This is a genomic window from Streptomyces sp. NPDC002564 (assembly GCF_042889645.1).
Classification (GTDB): domain Bacteria; phylum Actinomycetota; class Actinomycetes; order Streptomycetales; family Streptomycetaceae; genus Streptomyces.
In genome coordinates, this window is sequence record NZ_JBIARE010000001.1 from 32,515 (window position 1) to 49,117 (window position 16,603).

General features: G+C 71.4%; 18 protein-coding genes. 12 read left to right on the forward strand and 6 right to left on the reverse strand.

Going from position 1 to position 16,603, the window contains the following annotated elements:
* The first annotated feature begins 86 nt into the window (after nucleotides 1-86).
* Complete coding sequence (locus tag ACFYXE_RS00160; RefSeq protein ID WP_389307521.1) at nucleotides 87-1,280, forward strand: RtcB family protein; 1,194 nt, start codon at nucleotides 87-89, stop codon at nucleotides 1,278-1,280.
* Between the two features lie 4 nt (nucleotides 1,281-1,284).
* Here ACFYXE_RS00160 and ACFYXE_RS00165 read toward each other — a convergent pair whose 3' ends face one another.
* The 3 genes from ACFYXE_RS00165 to ACFYXE_RS00175 all read right to left on the reverse strand — a co-directional run bounded on the left by ACFYXE_RS00165 (nucleotide 1,285) and on the right by ACFYXE_RS00175 (nucleotide 2,732).
* On the reverse strand, nucleotides 1,285-1,500 hold the full coding sequence (locus tag ACFYXE_RS00165) for a hypothetical protein (RefSeq protein ID WP_389307523.1): 216 nt from the start codon (nucleotides 1,498-1,500) through the stop codon (nucleotides 1,285-1,287).
* A complete protein-coding gene (locus ACFYXE_RS00170; RefSeq protein ID WP_389307525.1) occupies nucleotides 1,497-2,261 on the reverse strand; it encodes an SDR family NAD(P)-dependent oxidoreductase in 765 nt (254 codons plus the stop codon). Before ACFYXE_RS00170 ends, ACFYXE_RS00165 begins: the two co-directional genes overlap by 4 nt.
* Nucleotides 2,262-2,396: 135 nt before the next feature.
* A complete protein-coding gene (locus ACFYXE_RS00175) occupies nucleotides 2,397-2,732 on the reverse strand; it encodes a YnfA family protein (RefSeq protein ID WP_361170083.1) in 336 nt (111 codons plus the stop codon).
* A 114-nt stretch (nucleotides 2,733-2,846) separates the two neighbouring features.
* Here ACFYXE_RS00175 and ACFYXE_RS00180 point away from each other — a divergent pair, with 114 nt between their 5' ends.
* The gene (locus ACFYXE_RS00180) at nucleotides 2,847-3,608 is read left to right on the forward strand and encodes a hypothetical protein (RefSeq protein WP_389307528.1); all 762 of its coding nucleotides are present in this window, start codon (nucleotides 2,847-2,849) and stop codon (nucleotides 3,606-3,608) included.
* Between the two features lie 50 nt (nucleotides 3,609-3,658).
* On the opposite strand, the gene ACFYXE_RS00185 is transcribed toward ACFYXE_RS00180, so the two are convergent.
* Complete coding sequence (locus ACFYXE_RS00185; RefSeq protein WP_389307530.1) at nucleotides 3,659-4,171, reverse strand: GNAT family N-acetyltransferase; 513 nt, start codon at nucleotides 4,169-4,171, stop codon at nucleotides 3,659-3,661.
* An 89-nt stretch (nucleotides 4,172-4,260) separates the two neighbouring features.
* Nucleotides 4,261-5,247: a DUF6597 domain-containing transcriptional factor gene (locus ACFYXE_RS00190; RefSeq protein WP_389307532.1), complete on the reverse strand. Its 987-nt coding sequence runs from the start codon at nucleotides 5,245-5,247 to the stop codon at nucleotides 4,261-4,263.
* Nucleotides 5,248-5,336: 89 nt separating this feature from the next.
* Here ACFYXE_RS00190 and ACFYXE_RS00195 point away from each other — a divergent pair, with 89 nt between their 5' ends.
* From ACFYXE_RS00195 to ACFYXE_RS00205, 3 genes are all read left to right on the forward strand, one after another.
* Nucleotides 5,337-5,984, forward strand: coding sequence for a TIGR03086 family metal-binding protein (locus ACFYXE_RS00195; protein WP_389307534.1), 648 nt, complete (start codon nucleotides 5,337-5,339; stop codon nucleotides 5,982-5,984).
* Nucleotides 5,985-6,162: 178 nt separating this feature from the next.
* A complete protein-coding gene (locus ACFYXE_RS00200) occupies nucleotides 6,163-7,296 on the forward strand; it encodes an LLM class flavin-dependent oxidoreductase (protein WP_389307536.1) in 1,134 nt (377 codons plus the stop codon).
* Nucleotides 7,293-7,892 (forward strand): CE1759 family FMN reductase, encoded by a 600-nt coding sequence (locus tag ACFYXE_RS00205; protein ID WP_389307539.1) that lies wholly within the window; start codon nucleotides 7,293-7,295, stop codon nucleotides 7,890-7,892. Before ACFYXE_RS00200 ends, ACFYXE_RS00205 begins: the two co-directional genes overlap by 4 nt.
* Before the next feature lie 9 nt (nucleotides 7,893-7,901).
* Here the strand turns inward: ACFYXE_RS00205 and ACFYXE_RS00210 are convergent, their stop codons facing one another.
* On the reverse strand, nucleotides 7,902-8,519 hold the full coding sequence (locus tag ACFYXE_RS00210) for a hypothetical protein (RefSeq protein ID WP_361170104.1): 618 nt from the start codon (nucleotides 8,517-8,519) through the stop codon (nucleotides 7,902-7,904).
* Between the two features lie 164 nt (nucleotides 8,520-8,683).
* Here ACFYXE_RS00210 and hemL point away from each other — a divergent pair, with 164 nt between their 5' ends.
* From hemL to ccsB, 7 genes are all read left to right on the forward strand, one after another.
* Nucleotides 8,684-10,009 carry a glutamate-1-semialdehyde 2,1-aminomutase gene (gene hemL / locus ACFYXE_RS00215; protein ID WP_389307541.1) on the forward strand — a complete coding sequence of 442 codons (1,326 nt, stop codon included), beginning with the start codon at nucleotides 8,684-8,686 and terminating at the stop codon, nucleotides 10,007-10,009.
* Entirely contained in the window at nucleotides 10,006-10,698 is a 693-nt protein-coding gene (locus ACFYXE_RS00220) for a histidine phosphatase family protein (protein WP_361170110.1), read from the forward strand. Before hemL ends, ACFYXE_RS00220 begins: the two co-directional genes overlap by 4 nt.
* Nucleotides 10,699-10,954: 256 nt before the next feature.
* Nucleotides 10,955-12,178, forward strand: coding sequence for a hypothetical protein (locus tag ACFYXE_RS00225; protein ID WP_361170113.1), 1,224 nt, complete (start codon nucleotides 10,955-10,957; stop codon nucleotides 12,176-12,178).
* Nucleotides 12,179-12,327: 149 nt separating this feature from the next.
* Nucleotides 12,328-12,963 carry a TlpA family protein disulfide reductase gene (locus tag ACFYXE_RS00230; protein WP_389307544.1) on the forward strand — a complete coding sequence of 212 codons (636 nt, stop codon included), beginning with the start codon at nucleotides 12,328-12,330 and terminating at the stop codon, nucleotides 12,961-12,963.
* Nucleotides 12,963-13,727, forward strand: a complete 765-nt coding sequence (locus ACFYXE_RS00235) for a cytochrome c biogenesis protein CcdA (RefSeq protein ID WP_361170119.1) — start codon at nucleotides 12,963-12,965, stop codon at nucleotides 13,725-13,727. Before ACFYXE_RS00230 ends, ACFYXE_RS00235 begins: the two co-directional genes overlap by 1 nt.
* A 3-nt stretch (nucleotides 13,728-13,730) precedes the next feature.
* Entirely contained in the window at nucleotides 13,731-15,482 is a 1,752-nt protein-coding gene (locus tag ACFYXE_RS00240; RefSeq protein WP_389307546.1) for a cytochrome c biogenesis protein ResB, read from the forward strand.
* Entirely contained in the window at nucleotides 15,479-16,573 is a 1,095-nt protein-coding gene (ccsB, locus tag ACFYXE_RS00245; RefSeq protein WP_389307548.1) for a c-type cytochrome biogenesis protein CcsB, read from the forward strand. The genes ACFYXE_RS00240 and ccsB overlap by 4 nt, the downstream gene beginning before the upstream one ends.
* The last annotated feature ends 30 nt before the right edge of the window (nucleotides 16,574-16,603 follow it).

The following is a 16,603-nucleotide window of genomic DNA, read 5'->3' on the forward strand; positions in this document are numbered from 1 at the left end:
TGCCGGTCCGTCACCCCTTTCGTTGACCTTGGCTCCGGTATTTGCGCTTCTGGGCTTGTAGTTGTTTCCGGGGGATTGAGGCCGATATGCCGTATGTGGAGGTGCCCGGGGTGCGGGTGCCGATCCGGATGTGGGCGGACCCGGCGTCCGTCGAGGACGCGGCGCTGCGCCAGCTGCGGAACGTGTCGACGCTCCCGTGGGTCAAGGGCCTCGCGGTCATGCCGGACGTCCACTTCGGCAAGGGCGCGACGGTCGGCTCGGTGATCGCCATGCAGGGCGCGGTCTGTCCGGCGGCGGTCGGCGTCGACATCGGCTGCGGCATGTCGGCGGTCAGGACGTCGCTCACCGCGAACGACCTTCCGGGTGATCTTTCGCGGCTGCGCTCGAAGATCGAGCAGGCCATCCCGGTGGGCCGCGGCATGCACGACGACCCCGTCGGGCCGGGCCGCTTCCACGGCATGGCGACGTCCGGCTGGGACGACTTCTGGGGGCGCTTCCAGGGGGTCGCGCGGGCGGTCGGGTTCCGGGAGGAGCGGGCCGTGAAGCAGATGGGGACGCTCGGCTCCGGCAACCACTTCGTGGAGCTCTGCGTCGACTCGTCCGATGCCGTCTGGCTGATGCTGCATTCCGGTTCCCGCACCGTCGGCAAGGAGCTCGCCGAGCACCACATCGGTGTCGCACAGAGGCTCCCGCACAATCAGGGGCTGGTCGACCGCGACCTCGCGGTCTTCGTTTCGGACACCCCTCAGATGGCGGCGTACCGCAACGACCTGTTCTGGGCCCAGGAGTACGCGAAGCACAACCGCGCGATCATGATGGCGCTCTTCCGGGACGTCATCCGCAAGGAGTTCAAGAAGGCCCGGCCGGCCTTCGGGCGGGAGATCTCCTGCCACCACAACTACGTCGGCGAGGAGCGCTACGACGGGATGGACCTGCTGGTCACCCGCAAGGGCGCCATCCGCGCCGGCAGCGGTGACCTCGGGATCATCCCCGGCTCGATGGGCACCGGCTCGTACATCGTGAAGGGCCTCGGCAACGAGGCGTCCTTCAACTCCGCCTCGCACGGCGCCGGCCGGCGCATGAGCCGGGGCGCGGCGAAGCGGCGCTTCACGGCCCGGGACCTGCAGGACCAGACGCGGGGCGTCGAGTGCCGCAAGGACGCGGGCGTCGTGGACGAGATCCCCGCGGCCTACAAGCCGATCGAGCAGGTCATGGCGCACCAGCGCGACCTCGTGGAGGTCGTGGCGAAGCTGAGGCAGGTCATCTGCGTGAAGGGCTGAGCCGTCACTTCGCGTGCCGGACCGCGTAGATCATGACGAAGGCGACCAGGTGGATGCCGAAGAGGAAGTACGCGAGGTACCACCACACCATGCGTTCGTTCTTCTTCTCCTCGGCGAGGCGGCGGGCCTCGTGCTCGTGGGTGAGGCGTTCGAGAGGGTCGGGGGAGTCGGCGGAGTAGGCCGGGCCGCCCGGGTCGTCGCCGGGGAGCGTCATCGTCATGACTCCCGGTGGACCTTGGTGTTGGACGCCTGGGCGCGCGGACGGACCACCAGGAGGTCGATGTTGACGTGCGGCGGACGGGTCACCGCCCAGGTGATCGTGTCCGCGACGTCGTCGGCGGTGAGCGGCTCGGCCACGCCCGCGTAGACCTTCTCGGCCTTCTCGGCGTCGCCGCCGAAGCGGGTCAGCGCGAACTCGTCCGTCTTGACCATGCCGGGGGCGACCTCGATGACGCGCACCGGGGTGCCGACGATCTCCAGGCGCAGGGTCTCGGCGAGGACGTGCTCGGCGTGCTTGGCCGCCACGTAGCCGCCGCCGCCCTCGTACGTGCCGTGGCCCGCGGTGGAGGAGAGCACCACGACCGTGCCGTCGCCGCTCGCGGTGAGCGCGGGCAGCAGGGCCTGCGTGACGTTCAGCGTGCCGATGACGTTCGTCTCGTACATCTGGCGCCAGTGGGCCGGGTCGCCGGTGGCGATCGGGTCCGCGCCCAGCGCGCCGCCCGCGTTGTTCACCAGGACCGCGACCTTCTTGAAGGCCGTCGCGAAGGTGTCCACCGCGGCGCGGTCGGTGACGTCGAGCGCGTAGGCGACCGCGTCGTGCCCGGCCTCGTGGAGCTCGGTGGCGAGCGCCTCGATGCGGTCCTTGCGGCGGGCGGTCAGGACGACGCGGTAACCGGCGGCGGCCAGGCCGCGGGCGGTGGCGGCACCGATACCGCTGCTCGCGCCGGTGATGATCGCGATGCGGGTGGCGGCGGCGGTCATGGGCGCTCCTCGGCGGGGTGCGGGTGGTGGTGCCGGTCCTGGCGTGCGGGTCGTGCTCGGGGCGGACCGTCGTGGCCCGTCCCCGGTCAGGATATGCGTGCGGTTCCGGGCGCTCGCGGGGTGTGTCCGCCCGCCTCAGTCGCCCCGGGGCGCGTACATGATCACGGCCATCCCCGCGAGACAGATCAGCGCCCCCGCGACGTCCCACCGGTCGGGCCGGTAGCCGTCGGCGACCATGCCCCAGGCGATCGAGCCCGCCACGAAGACCCCGCCGTACGCGGCGAGGATGCGGCCGAACTCGGCGTCGGGCTGGAGCGTGGCCACGAAGCCGTAGATGCCGAGCGCGAGGACGCCCGCGCCGATCCAGGCCCAGCCCTTGTGCTCGCGCACGCCCTGCCACACGAGCCAGGCGCCGCCGATCTCGAAGAGCGCGGCGAGGACGAAGAGGGCGGCGGACCGGGCGACGAGCATGGTCAACAGGGTGGCATAGGGGGCGCCCGGTGATCTTGCGGCGGCGCGGTGGCATAGATCGGGCAAGGTCCGCAAAGGTCCGGGTCGGTCGGTCGGTGCGTGGTGGAGGTCGGTGTGCGGGTTCCTCGTACGGGAGTGCGGGTGGGGGTGGCCGTGGCGGCGCTGGGGGTGCTGCTCGGCGGGGGTGTGGCGGTCGCCGGATCGCACGGCGGTGGCGGTGTCCGGGGCGACGGTGCTCGGGGCGATGGTGCTCGGGCCGACGGTGCCTGGGCCGACGGCGCGAACGGTGATCCGGAAGGGCGGGAGCGGGACGGTGATCCGGAAGGGCGGGAGCGGGACGGTGATCCGGAAGGGCGGGACGGTGGTGGCCGGGGCGGGGGCGGCGGATGGCCCGATCCGGCCGACCGGGGCGGGCTCGGCGGGCCGGCCGGCGGGGAGGCGGGCCTCGCCGCGGCCTTCGGGCCGGGCGCCGGCGTCGTGGGGCCCGTCGAGCGGGAGGCCGACCTCGCCTTCCACGGCGAGGTGTCCGTGCGCGGAGGCACCGTGCGGGTGCGGTTCGTGCCGCAGAACCACGGGCCGTCCGACCTCGCCGACGCCACCCTGCGGCTGCGCTGGTCGCTGCCGGTCAAGGAGGTGCCGCGGCTGCCCGAGGGCTGTCTGCGGTCGGGCGCGGCCTCGGTGCTGTGCCGTACGGGTGCGCTGGACGCCGACACCATGGGCGAGTCCGTCGAGATCGTGGTGCGGGTGGCGGGGCGCCCCGGCGAGGTCGGCGTCCGGATCGGGACGGACTGGAACGGCGGGGCCGCGGACCTGAATCCGCGCAACAACGAGCACGCGGTGCTGGCGCTCGACACGGGGGACACGTACTACTTCTGACCCCGGGTCGGCCGGGGCGCCGCCCTCGCCCCCGCCCCCGTCCGGACCCGTCAGTCCGTGGTCAGCGTGATGCGCCAGTCGTTGCACGCGTGCCAGTTGCCCTTGGGGTACTCGATCATCGCCTCGCCGCGCAGGGTGAAGCCCGCCTTGCGGCACACCGCGTTCGACGCGCCGTGGTCCGTGGCGGGGAACGCGTGCAGGTGGGCGTGGACCCCGGCCGCCCGCGCCCGCCCGGTCACCAGGCGGGCCGCGTCCGCGGCGACGCCCATGCCCTGGAACGCGGGCAGGACGCCCCAGCCCGTCTCCCAGACCTGCTCGCCCTGCCAGGTCGTCTCCCAGAACCCGATCGAACCCGCGACCTCGCCGTCGAGGGTGATGCGGAACATCGCGCCCCTGCCGTCCAGCCCGAGATAGCGGCGGTGGCGGTCCGCGAGCTTCTCCTCGGTCTCGGGGCCGCCCAGATGCTCGGTCATCTCCGGGGTGTTGAGCTGCCGCAGCAGCGCGAGGCCGTCGTCGTCGGACCAGGGCTCCAGGCGCATGTCCGGTCGGTGTGATCGCTCCATGCCCTCACGGTAGGCGGAGGGTCTGACAACTGCCCCGGCCGGCAAGGGAGTCGGCCCGGCGGGCGCACGGCAGGCCCCGGGGAAACCCCCTAGTGGGGCCCGTACGCCGTCGGGGGCACCCCCACCGTCGCCGTGAAGTCCCGTACGAGATGGGCCTGGTCGGCGTAGCCGAGGGTGGCCGCCAGGTCCGCCCAGTCGACGTCCTCCTCCGACTCGGCCCGCTCCAGGGCCTCGTGGATCCGGTACCGCAGGATGATCCACTTCGGCCCTACGCCGACGTACGCGGAGAAGAGCCGCTGCAGCGCCCGTACCGACAGACCCTCCGCGCGGGCGAACGCGGCCACGCGCCGGATCGAGCGGTCCCCGCGGATCCGGTCGACGAGCCCGGCCGCCAGCTCGGCCTGCGGGTCCGGCGCGGGGGCGAGGCCCAGCAGGAACGCGTCGAGTGCCGCCACGCGCGCGTGCTCGTCGTCGGGGGCGAGGACCGAGTCCACGTCGGCCGACGCCTCCTCGGGGGTGTACGGGAAGACCTCCGGCAGGGGGAGCCTGCGGCCCGTCCAGTCCGCCACCGGGTGGCCCGGGGCGAACGGGCGGAAACCGCCCGGGCGGAACTGCACCCCGCACACCCGGCCGCGGCCCTCCAGCTTCGTGCTGAAGAGGCCGAGCCCGATGCCCGCCACCTCGCCGAACCGGTGCGGGCCCGGTGCGACGGCGTGCGGCGTGTTCGCCTCGTACGACTGGAAGACCACGTTGACCGAGGGGTGCGGGACCACGTGCGTGGCGTAGGGCTCCGGCAGGTCCCAGTCGATCAGCCAGTAGTGCTCCAGGTAGGGGCGGAGTTCCTCGGCGGGCGCGTGGCGCCGGAAGCGCACATGGGAGAGGAGGCCGGAGGCGTCCACGATGCCCCGGGTGTCGCGGCGGGGGGTGTCGGACGGGGAGTCGGACGGGGAGCCGGACGGGGATCCGGTGCCGATGGCGGCGCCCGGGACCGTGCCTGTGCCTGTTCCCGTATCCGCGCCCGTGTCCGTGTCCGCGGTGACCTCTGGTCCGTCGTGTTCCGCGCGCGCTGCCGACATGGGGGGATCGTAGGTCCGCGCGCGTGCCGCGGCGGCGCGTGTCGCGTTTCTTCAAGCCGCGGGGCGCCCGCCCTTCGTACGGTCGTCGCATGGACACCGCACACGCCCCCGAGGGCGCCCCCGACCCCACCCCCGACGCCAGGATCAGCGACCTGCTCGCCCTCGCCGTCGAGCGCGCCGCACCCGTCGTGCGCGCCCTGCCCGACGACCGCCTCGGCGATCCGACCCCGTGCGCCGACTACGACGTGCGGGCGCTGGCCAATCACCTCTTCCACGTGGTCGTCCAGTTCCAGGAGCTGGCCGCCAAACGGAACTCGGACTTCTCCGTCACGCCCGACCACCTCGCCGGGAGCGGCGACGCCTGGCGGGAGCGGTTCCTCGACGAGGCCGGGAAGCTCGTCGCGGCCTGGGGCGAGCCCGGTGCCGACGAGGGCACCACCGGCGCGATGGACATGCCGGCCCGGACCGTGGGCTGCATGGTCCTGCTCGACCTGACCGTGCACGCCTGGGACCTGGCCCGTGCCACCGGTCAGGAGTACCGGCCGGGGGAGCGGGGCGGGGCGGGCGACCCCGTCGTGGCGCGGCTGACCGAGGCGGTGGCGGGCATGGCCCCGACGGCCCGGAAGATGGGCGTCTTCGGCGAGGCGGTGCCGCTGCGGGACGAGGACGGCGCGACCGCCTTCGAGCGCCTCCTCGCGATGACGGGGCGCGACCCGTACTGGGGCCGGGACCGGTAGGCCATCGCCCGGCCGTCATCCCCCCGCTGTCATCGCTCCACGCCATCGCCCCGCCGTCGACGCACCCCTCCGCCCGCCGTCGCCGTCCTCCGCCCTCCCCCCCGGGAATAGCCGTCCCCGCGCTTCCGTTCCGCAGGTATAGTTGAACCGTAAACAACCTGCGGAGAGTGAGCCAGCCATGCAGTTCGGGATCTTCAGCGTCGGTGACGTGACCGCCGACCCGACCACCGGCCGCACCCCGACCGAGCGCGAGCGGATCAAGGCGATGGTCGCCATCGCGCTCAAGGCCGAGGAGGTCGGGCTCGACGTCTTCGCGACCGGCGAGCACCACAACCCGCCCTTCGTGCCGTCGTCCCCGACCACCCTGCTCGGCTACATCGCCGCCCGCACCGAGCGGCTCGTCCTGTCCACCTCCACCACCCTCATCACCACCAACGACCCGGTGAAGATCGCCGAGGACTTCGCGATGCTGCAGCACTTGGCGGACGGGCGGGTGGATCTGATGACGGGCCGCGGCAACACCGGCCCGGTCTACCCGTGGTTCGGCAAGGACATCCGCAGGGGCATCGACCTCGCCGTCGAGAACTACGCGCTGCTGCGCCGCCTGTGGGACGAGGACGTCGTGAACTGGGAGGGGAAGTTCCGTACGCCCCTGCAGTCGTTCACCGCGACGCCCCGGCCGCTCGACGGCGTCGCGCCCTTCGTCTGGCACGGCTCGATCCGCTCCCCGGAGATCGCCGAGCAGGCCGCGTACTACGGCGACGGCTTCTTCCACAACAACATCTTCTGGCCGGCCGAGCACACGAAGAAGATGGTCGAGCTGTACCGGTCGCGGTACGCGCACTACGGGCACGGCACGCCCGAGCAGGCGATCGTCGGGCTCGGCGGACAGGTGTTCATGCGCAGGAACTCGCAGGACGCGGTGCGGGAGTTCCGCCCCTACTTCGACAACGCGCCCGTCTACGGACACGGCCCCTCGCTGGAGGACTTCACCGAGCAGACCCCGCTCACCGTCGGCTCCCCGCAGCAGGTCATCGAGCGCACGCTGTCCTTCCGCGACACCGTGGGCGACTACCAGCGCCAGCTGTTCCTGATGGACCACGCGGGACTGCCGCTGAAGACCGTCCTCGAACAGCTCGACATCCTCGGCGAGGAGGTCGTCCCGGTGCTGCGCGCGGAGTTCGCGAAGAACCGCCCGGCCGGGGTGCCGGACGCCCCCACCCACGCCGCCCGGGTGCAGGAAGCCGACCGGACCCGGCAAGAGACCCAGGAAGAGGCCCGGGAAGAGACCCAGGAAGAGGTGACGGCGTGAAGCTCGTCGTCGTGTCCGCGGGACTGGGCGTCCCCTCGTCCACCCGGCTGCTCGCCGACCGGCTCGCCGCGGCGGCCGAACGGCACACCGCGGTGGAGGTCGAGTTCGTCGAGGTGCGCGACCTCGCCGTGGAGATCGCGCACGGCCTCACCACCGGCTTCCCCGGACCCGCCCTGAGCGCCGCGATCGAGGCGGTGCGCGGCGCGGACGGCCTGATCGCCGTGACACCGGTCTTCTCCGCGTCCTACGGCGGTCTGTTCAAGTCCTTCTTCGACACGGTCGGCGGCGTCGACCGGGACGCGCTCGCCGGCACGCCGGTCCTGGTCGCCGCCACCGGCGGCTCGGCCCGGCACTCCCTGGTCCTGGACCACGCGCTGCGCCCGCTCTTCGCCTACCTGCGGGCCGTCGTCGTACCGACCGGCGTGTACGCGGCGTCCGAGGACTGGGGGGCACCGGGCCTGGCCGACCGGATCGACCGGGCGGCGGCGGAACTGGCCCGCCTCATGCGGCCGACGGCGGACCTCCCCGCACCCGGGCAGGAACCCGCGGAGGTCGTCCCGTTCGCGGAGCGGCTCGCGGCGCTCGGGCAGGCGTAGCCGGGCGGGTCAGGGCCAGACCAGGCAGTACGCCTGGTGCCCCGCGTCGTGCAGCCGGTGGCTGAAGTCCTGCCACTCGTGGAGGAGTTGGTAGACGTTGAAGGCGTCGCGCGGGCCGCCGCGGTCCGGGACGGTGGACCAGATGAAGGCCGCGGCGCCCACCGACTCCTCGCCGACACCGCGCAGCGGGTCGACGACGGTCATGGGGAGCTTCACCACGGCGTAGTCGGGGTGGAGGACGACCAGCTCCAGCGGGGGGACCCGGTGCAGGGGTATGCCCTCGATGCCGGTGAGGACCATCGCGGCCATCGTCTCCGGCTTGATCTTCGTGAACATGCCGCCCATGCCGAGCTCGTCACCGCCGAGCTCCTCGGGCCGCATCGAGATCGGCACACGGGCGGCGGTCGCGCCGTCCGGGGCGCCGAAGTACTTGTACGTCACCCCCACCCCGCCACTCCTGCTGCTCGCCCGGTCCCGCCGGAACTCACCGAACCCGTCGGAACCGCCGTGCGCCTGCTCGGGCGTCTGCGCCGGTTCCGCTTCCGCCTCGCGTCGGTGCTTGCCCCGCCGGGCACGCCGGGGGCCCAGGCCGTCGGTCCCCTCGCCCAGTCCGCCACCGCGATGCATATCTCCACCCGACTGCTTTTCCAGGGCGGCACGGCCCTGTCTTTTCTAGGCCTCGCGGCCCCCGCCACGCAACCCGATCATCGTGTCAGTGACCTCCCCCACGGTCACCCGCTAAAACGTGGAGTGAAACACCTGTCCGCAGGATGTCCGGACGCTCTGACACCATGGCTCGTGTGAGCTTCCCGTATAGCGCCCCAGTTTCGCAGACTCTTTTCGACCGTGCGGCGGCCGTGACGCCCGGCGGTGTGAACTCTCCCGTGCGCGCGTTCCGCGCTGTGGGTGGTACGCCCCGTTTCATGGTGTCCGGTACCGGTCCGTACCTGACCGACGCCGACGGCCGCGAGTACGTCGACCTCGTGTGCTCGTGGGGTCCGATGATCCTCGGGCACTCCCACCCCGAGGTGATCGCCGCCGTGCAGGACGCCGTCTCGCGCGGCACCTCCTTCGGCACGCCCGGCGAGGGCGAGGTCGCCCTCGCCGAGGAGATCGTGGCCCGCATCGAGCCGGTCGAGCAGGTGCGGCTCGTCTCCAGCGGCACCGAGGCGACCATGTCCGCCATCCGTCTGGCGCGCGGCTTCACCGGCCGCGCCAAGGTCATCAAGTTCGCCGGCTGCTACCACGGCCACGTGGACGCGCTGCTCGCCTCCGCGGGCTCCGGCGTCGCGACGCTCGGCCTCCCGGACACCCCCGGCGTCACCGGCGCCCAGGCCGGCGACACCATCGTCGTGCCGTACAACGACATCGAGGCGGTGCACGAGGCCTTCCACCGGCACCCCGGTGAGATCGCCTGCGTCATCACCGAGGCGGCCCCGGGCAACATGGGCGTCGTCCCGCCGCTGCCCGGGTTCAACGAGGGCCTCAGGGCCGCCTGCGCCAAGAACGGCGCGCTGTACATCTCCGACGAGGTCATGACCGGCTTCCGCACGTCGAAGGCCGGCTGGTACGGCGTCGACGGCGTGACGCCCGACCTGATGACCTTCGGCAAGGTCATGGGCGGCGGCTTCCCGGCCGCGGCCTTCGGCGGCCGCGCCGACGTCATGGCGCACCTCGCCCCGGCCGGCCCGGTCTACCAGGCGGGCACGCTCTCCGGGAACCCGGTCGCGACGGCCGCGGGCCTGGCCCAGCTGCGGCTCCTGGACGACGCGGCGTACGAGAAGGTCGACGCGGTCTCGGCGCAGCTGCGCACGCTGGTCGGCGAGGCGCTCGCCAAGGAGGGCGTCGCCCACCGGGTGCAGAACGCGTCGAACATGTTCACCGTGTTCTTCACCGACCGCGAGGTGCGCAACTACGAGGAGGCGAAGGCGCAGGACTCCTTCCGCTTCACCGCGTTCTTCCACTCGATGCTGTCGCAGGGCGTCTATCTGCCGCCCTCGTCCTTCGAGTCCTGGTTCGTGTCCACCGCCCACGACGAGCGGGCCGTCGAGCGGATCGCCGCCGCCCTGCCCGCGGCCGCGCGCGCCGCCGCAGAAGCCACGGAGGCCACCGCATGACCGGCACGGCAGCGGGCGACGAGCTGACCGTCGTCCACCTCATGCGCCACGGCGAGGTCCACAACCCCGAGGGGATCCTGTACGGGCGGCTGCCCGACTACCACCTCTCGGAGCTCGGCCGGCAGATGGCCGACCGCGTCGCCGAGCACCTGGCGCGGCGCGACGTCACGCACGTCGTCGCCTCGCCGCTCGACCGCGCCCAGGAGACGGCCACGCCGATCGCCAAGGCGCACGGCCTCGACCTCGCCTCCGACGGCCGCCTCATCGAGGCGGGCAACGTCTTCGAGGGCAAGACCTTCGGGGTCGGCGACGGCGCGCTGAAGAACCCGGAGAACTGGAAGCACCTCGTCAATCCCTTCAAGCCCTCCTGGGGCGAGCCGTACGTCGAGCAGGTCGTGCGGATGATGGGCGCCCTGGACGCGGCGAAGGACGCGGCCCGCGGGCACGAGGCGGTGTGCGTCAGCCACCAGCTGCCGATCTGGATCGTGCGCAGCTTCGTGGAGAAGCGGCGGCTGTGGCACGACCCGCGCAAGCGGCAGTGCACGCTCGCCTCGCTGACGACGTTCACCTACCGCGGCGACAAGATCGTCTCGGTGGGGTACAGCGAGCCCGCCCGCGATCTCGTGCCGGCGCATCTCCTCGCGGGCGCCAAGCCGGTGCCGGGCAAGAGCAAGGCATTCGGCGCGTGACGGGGCGCTGAACGGGGTCCGATTTCCTGGCCCGGAGACCCTTGTCTTTCGGGCCGGGCAACCCCGGTGTTTTCTACGCCACATCCGTATGGTCGACGTCGCGTAATCGCGTCGCGACTGTATGTCCCTTCCGGGTAAAGCACCGTAAATAAAAGCCGGTTGCCGGAACCCCGCTGTTCGTCGCGCCCTCTAACGGGTTGTCCCTCTTGCAGGCAATAGAGCAGGGCGGACCAAGGGCGCGACGAATGGGGATGGAATGCGCGACATCAGTCGCAGGGGAATGCTCGGCCTCGGAGCCGGCGCGGCCGCCGCTCTCGGGCTCGCGGCATGCGGCTCCGGCGGCGACGGCGACACGTCGGGTCCCGCGGGAAAGGCCGGGGACGGACAGGGCGGCGCCGGCAAGCAGCCCGCCAAGCCGATCGGCGACGGTTCGACCGCCTACACCGGCAAGCAGCCCCGCCAGCCCGGCAAGCCCGTCCCGCTGCAGCCCGGCGAGACGCCCCCGCAGTTCGTCATCTTCTCCTGGGACGGCGCCGGCGAGGTCGGCAACGGTCTGTTCCCGCGCTTTTTGAAGCTCGCCGAGGACCACGACGCGCACATGACGTTCTTCCTCTCCGGGCTTTATCTCCTGCCGGAATCGAAGAAGCGTCTCTACCGCCCGCCGAACAACGCGGTCGGCGCGTCGGACATCGGTTATCTCACCGACGGTCACATCAAGGACACCCTGAAGTACGTGCGCCAGGCCTGGCTGGAGGGCCACGAAATCGGCACGCACTTCAACGGGCACTTCTGCACCGGTAACGGTTCGGTCGCCAAGTGGACGTCCGCGCAATGGCAGGACGAGATCGACCAGGCCAAGTCCTTTGTGAAGAAGTGGCGTACGAACACCGGCTGGACCGATCTGCCGTCGCTGCCCTTCGACTACGAGAAGGAACTCGTCGGGGGCCGCACGCCCTGTCTGCTCGGCCAGGACAACCTGCTGCCGACGGCCAAGAAGCTCGGCTGGCGCTACGACGCGTCCTCGCCCGGCGGCCGCCAGCGCTGGCCCCAGAAGAAGCTGGGCGTCTGGGACCTGCCGCTGCAGGCGGTGCCCTTCCCGGGCCACACCTTCGAGGTCCTGTCGATGGACTACAACATCCTCGCCAACCAGTCGAACAACTCCACGAAGGCGCCGCCGGCCAACTACCCGGGCTGGCGCAAGCAGGCCACCGAGGCCTACCTCGCGGGCTTCAAGCGGGCCTACGAGAGCAACCGCGCGCCGTTCTTCATCGGCAACCACTTCGAGGAGTGGAACGGCGGCATCTACATGGATGCCGTCGAGGAGGCGCTCAAGCACATCGCGGGCAAGAAGGACGTGCGCCTGGTGTCCTTCCGCCAGTTCGTCGACTGGCTCGACGTGCAGGACCCGAAGGTCCTCGCCAAGCTGCAGGGCCTGGAGGTCGGGCAGCAGCCGGCCGGCGGCTGGAAGAACCTCCGCTAGCCGAACCGCCCCCCCCGAAGCGCTCGCGCCCCGGATCCCGGCACCCCGACGAGGCCGCGGAACCGGGGCGCGACCGTGTCTGAAGTGGGCACATTCTCCTGCGGAGGGGGTGCGGAAGATCCCCGAACCGGACATGCGAAACTTTTCACATGAGTGTTGCCTGCCGTGCCCCACACCGCGTCGACAGCAGCAGTCACCGCCGCAGCCGTGCCGCCCTGCTCGCCGCAGGTGCCGCGGTCGCCGCGCTGACTCTGTCCGCCTGCAGCTCCGGCGGCACGTCGGGCGGTTCCGGAAACACCAACTTCGTCGCCGGCTCCGACGGCATCGCCACCGTCAAGAAGGACGACCGCAAGGCGAGCCCCGCACTCGACGGCGAGACCCTCGACGGCAAGAAGCTGAACATCGCCGAGGACTTCAAGGGCAAGATCGTCGTCCTGAACGTCTGGGGTTCCTGGTGCGCGCCCTGCCGGGCCGAGGCACCGAACTTCGTGAAGGTCGCCGCCGAGACGAAGGCCAAGGGCGTCGAGTTCGTCGGGATCAACACGCGGGACCCCGAGCGGGGCCCGGCGATCCAGTTCGAGAAGCAGCACAAGGTGCCCTACCCGAGCCTGCACGACCCGATGGGCAAGCTGATGCTCCGCTTCCCCAAGGGCTCGCTCAACCCGAACTTCATCCCCTCCACCCTGGTCATCGACCGGGAGGGGAAGATCGCGGCCCGCTCGCAGCAGCCGCTGAACGAAGAGAAGCTGCGCAAGATGATCGACCCGGTCCTCGCGGAGAAGTGATGTCCACTCTCGCCGCCATCAGCGGACCGAACCAGACCGTGATGAGCGGCGCGCTCCTGCTCGCGCTGCCCATCGCCCTGCTCGGCGGTCTCGTCTCGTTCTTCTCGCCCTGCGTGCTGCCGCTCGTGCCGGGCTACCTCTCCTACGTCACCGGGGTCAGCGGCCAGGACATGGCCGAGGCCAAGCGCGGCCGGATGGTCGCCGGCTCCGGGCTCTTCGTGCTCGGCTTCACCGTGGTCTTCGTCTCCTACGGGGCGCTCTTCGGGGAGTTCGGCCGCACCCTCCAGGACAACCAGAGCATCGTCACGCGGGTGCTCGGCGGCGTGATGATCGTGCTCGGGTTCTTCTTCATGGGGCTCATGCCCAAGATCTCCCAGCGCGAGTTCCGCTTCCACAAGAAGCCCGCCGTGGGGCTGGCGGGCGCCCCGATACTGGGCGCCCTCTTCGCCGTCGGCTGGGCCCCCTGCGTCGGCCCGACGCTCGCCGCCGTCAGCGTGCTCTCGCTGGACCAGGCGAGCGCGGGACGCGGCGCGCTGCTGAGCGTCGCGTACTGTCTGGGACTCGGCGTCCCCTTCATTCTCGCGGCGGTCGCCTTCCGCAAGGCGCTCGGCGCCTTCGGCTGGGTGAAGCGGCACTACGTCTGGGTGATGCGCATCGGCGGCATCATGATGATCGCGACCGGACTCCTCCTCGTCACCGGCGTGTGGGACAGCATCGTGCAGCAGATGCAGGTCTGGTCGAGCGGCTACACGGTGGGGATCTGATCCATGAGCAAGACCGAAGCACCCGACGGCACGGCCGGGACCCGCGAGGGCGACGACGACCTCGGTGCCGCGGGCGCCAAGCTGTCGACCGCCCCGAGCGAGCGCGAAGAGCCGCCCAACATGCCCCGGCTCGGCGTCATCGGCTGGCTGCGCTGGTTCTGGCGGCAGCTGACCTCGATGCGGGTCGCGCTGATCCTCCTCCTGCTCCTCTCGCTCGGCGCCATCCCGGGATCGCTGATCCCGCAGAACAACGTCGACGAGCTCAAGGTCCAGGACTTCATGGACCGGCACACCACGCTCGGCCCGCTCTACGACAAGCTGCAGCTCTTCGACGTCTACAGCTCGGTGTGGTTCTCCGCGATCTACATCCTGCTGTTCGTCTCCCTCATCGGCTGCATCGTGCCCCGCACCTGGCAGTTCGTGGGCCAGCTGCGCGGCCGCCCGCCGGGCGCCCCCAGGGCGCTGACCCGGCTGCCCGCCTACACCACGTGGCGCACCGAGGCCGAGCCCGGCCAGGTGCACGCCGCCGCCCTCACGATGCTCAAGGAACGCCGCTTCCGCGCGCACACCGCGGGCTCCGGCGCCGCCACCTCCGTCGCCGCGGAGAAGGGCTACCTGCGCGAGGCGGGCAACCTGCTCTTCCACATCGCGCTGATCGTGATGCTGCTCGCCTTCGCCGCCGGACAGCTCTTCAAGTCCGAGGGCGGCAAGCTGATCATGGAGGGTGACGGCTTCGCCAACACCCTCAGCCAGTACGACGACTTCAAGTCCGGCAGCCTCTTCGACAGCGACGGCCTGGAGCCGTTCAGCTTCAAGCTCGACAACTTCGTCGGGACGTACGAGAAGTCCGGGCCCAACCGCGGCACGGCCCGCACCTACCGGGCCGACGTGACCTACTCCGAGGGCCCCGACGGCGCCGAGAAGAAGAAGTCGATCGAGGTCAACAAGCCGCTGGAGGTCGACGGCTCGAAGGTCTACCTCATCGGCCACGGCTTCGCGCCCGCCGTCACCGTCCGCGACGGCAAGGGCAAGGTCGTCTACCAGGCGTCCGTGCCCGTCCTGCCCATCGACCAGAACGGCACCGCGACCGGCGCCATCAAGGTCATGGACGGCTACCGCGACAAGAACGGCAAGCCGGACCAGCTCGGCTTCAACGCCTTCTTCGTGCCGACCTTCGCCGGTGTCGGCAAGGGGCAGATGTTCTCGCAGTTCCCCGCCGCCGACTACCCGGTGCTCGCGCTGTCCGCGTACCACGGCAGCCTCGGCGTCGACGCCGGTGTCCCGCAGAACGTGTACCAGCTGGACACCCGCAAGATGAAGAAGTTCAAGGACGCCGACGGCCAGCTGTTCAAGCAGCGGCTGCGCCCCGGCGAGACCATGAAGCTGCCGAACGGCGCCGGGTCGATCACCTTCGAGAAGAACCTCAAGGAGTGGGCGACCTTCCAGATCTCCCAGCAGCCCGGCACCGGCTGGGCGCTGGGCGGCGCGATCGCCGCCGTCGCCGGACTCGCGGGCTCCCTGTTCATCCAGCGCCGCCGCGTGTGGGTGCGGGCGGTCGAGGGCGCCGACGGCGTCACCGTCGTCGAGATGGCGGGCCTGGGCCGCAGCGAGTCCGCGAAGGTCCCCGAGGAGCTCTCCCGCCTCGCCGCCCACCTCCACGACCGGGCGCCCAGCGCGCCCCTGCCCGACCCGGACGAGGAAGCCGCTTCCGACTCCGGCCCCGATGTTGCACCTGCCGAAGGGGCTGAGAAGTGAATCTCGCCACCACCCTGGCCGCCGAGCCCAACGAGAACCTCGCGCACATCAGCAACGTGCTGATCTACTCCGCGATGGCCGTCTACCTCCTGGCGTTCTTCGCGCACATGGCGGAGTGGCTCTTCGGCAGCCGCAGCAAGGTCGCCCGCACGGCGGCCGCGCTCACGCCGACCGCGGCCACCACGGCCGGGGCCCCCGCCGTCACCGCCCGGGCCAAGGGCGGCACCGCCACCCTGGAGCGCCCCGAGGTCGTCACCCGGTCCGTGGCCGGCGCCCGGGACGTGCCGGACGGGCCCGGCGCCGCGGCGGGCGACGAGAAGGGCGACCTCTACGGCCGCATCGCGGTGTCCCTCACCGTCCTCGCGTTCCTGCTGGAGTTCGGCGGTGTGCTCACCCGCGCGCTGTCGGTGCAGCGGGCCCCGTGGGGCAACATGTACGAGTTCAGCATCACCTTCTCCACCGTCGCCGTCGCCGTGTACCTGGTGCTGATGGCGCTGAAGAAGAACATCGCCTGGCTCGGCCTCCCGCTGGTCACCACGGTCCTGCTCGACCTCGGTCTCGCCGTCACCGTGCTGTACACCTCCAGCGACCAGCTGGTGCCCGCCCTGCACTCGTACTGGCTGTGGATCCACGTCTCCACCGCGATCTTCTGCGGTGCCGTGTTCTACGTGGGCGGCGTCGGCACGCTGCTCTACCTCTTCCGGGACAGCTACGAGGCGAAGCTGCAGAACGGCGGCACGCCCGGCAAGTTCGCCACGTCCGTCCTGGAGCGGCTGCCCTCGGCGGCCTCGCTGGACAAGTTCTCCTACCGCCTGAACGCCGCGATCTTCCCGCTGTGGACGTTCACGATCATCGCGGGCGCGATCTGGGCGGGCGACGCCTGGGGCCGCTACTGGGGCTGGGACCCCAAGGAGGTCTGGTCCTTCATCACCTGGGTCGCCTACGCCTGCTACCTGCACGCCCGGGCGACCGCGGGCTGGAAGGGCCGCAAGGCCGCCTACCTGGCCCTGATCGCCTTCGGCTGCTGGCTGTTCAACTACTACGGCGTGAACATCTTCGTCACCGGCAAGCACTCCTACGCGGGCGTCTGACCCCGGCGTCGCGGAGCGGCCCGCGCGGCG

Bases quoted from the DNA above. Each gene is read 5' to 3' on its own strand.
- ACFYXE_RS00160 (WP_389307521.1), top strand. From the start codon at position 87: ATGCCGTATGTGGAGGTGCCCGGGGTGCGGGTGCCGATCCGGATGTGG.
- ACFYXE_RS00165 (WP_389307523.1), bottom strand. From the start codon at position 1,500: ATGACGATGACGCTCCCCGGCGACGACCCGGGCGGCCCGGCCTACTCC.
- ACFYXE_RS00170 (WP_389307525.1), bottom strand. From the start codon at position 2,261: ATGACCGCCGCCGCCACCCGCATCGCGATCATCACCGGCGCGAGCAGC.
- ACFYXE_RS00175 (WP_361170083.1), bottom strand. From the start codon at position 2,732: ATGCTCGTCGCCCGGTCCGCCGCCCTCTTCGTCCTCGCCGCGCTCTTC.
- ACFYXE_RS00185 (WP_389307530.1), bottom strand. From the start codon at position 4,171: ATGGAGCGATCACACCGACCGGACATGCGCCTGGAGCCCTGGTCCGAC.
- ACFYXE_RS00190 (WP_389307532.1), bottom strand. From the start codon at position 5,247: ATGTCGGCAGCGCGCGCGGAACACGACGGACCAGAGGTCACCGCGGAC.
- ACFYXE_RS00195 (WP_389307534.1), top strand. From the start codon at position 5,337: ATGGACACCGCACACGCCCCCGAGGGCGCCCCCGACCCCACCCCCGAC.
- ACFYXE_RS00200 (WP_389307536.1), top strand. From the start codon at position 6,163: ATGCAGTTCGGGATCTTCAGCGTCGGTGACGTGACCGCCGACCCGACC.
- ACFYXE_RS00210 (WP_361170104.1), bottom strand. From the start codon at position 8,519: ATGCATCGCGGTGGCGGACTGGGCGAGGGGACCGACGGCCTGGGCCCC.
- hemL (WP_389307541.1), top strand. From the start codon at position 8,684: ATGGCTCGTGTGAGCTTCCCGTATAGCGCCCCAGTTTCGCAGACTCTT.
- ACFYXE_RS00220 (WP_361170110.1), top strand. From the start codon at position 10,006: ATGACCGGCACGGCAGCGGGCGACGAGCTGACCGTCGTCCACCTCATG.
- ACFYXE_RS00225 (WP_361170113.1), top strand. From the start codon at position 10,955: ATGCGCGACATCAGTCGCAGGGGAATGCTCGGCCTCGGAGCCGGCGCG.
- ACFYXE_RS00230 (WP_389307544.1), top strand. From the start codon at position 12,328: ATGAGTGTTGCCTGCCGTGCCCCACACCGCGTCGACAGCAGCAGTCAC.
- ACFYXE_RS00235 (WP_361170119.1), top strand. From the start codon at position 12,963: ATGTCCACTCTCGCCGCCATCAGCGGACCGAACCAGACCGTGATGAGC.
- ACFYXE_RS00240 (WP_389307546.1), top strand. From the start codon at position 13,731: ATGAGCAAGACCGAAGCACCCGACGGCACGGCCGGGACCCGCGAGGGC.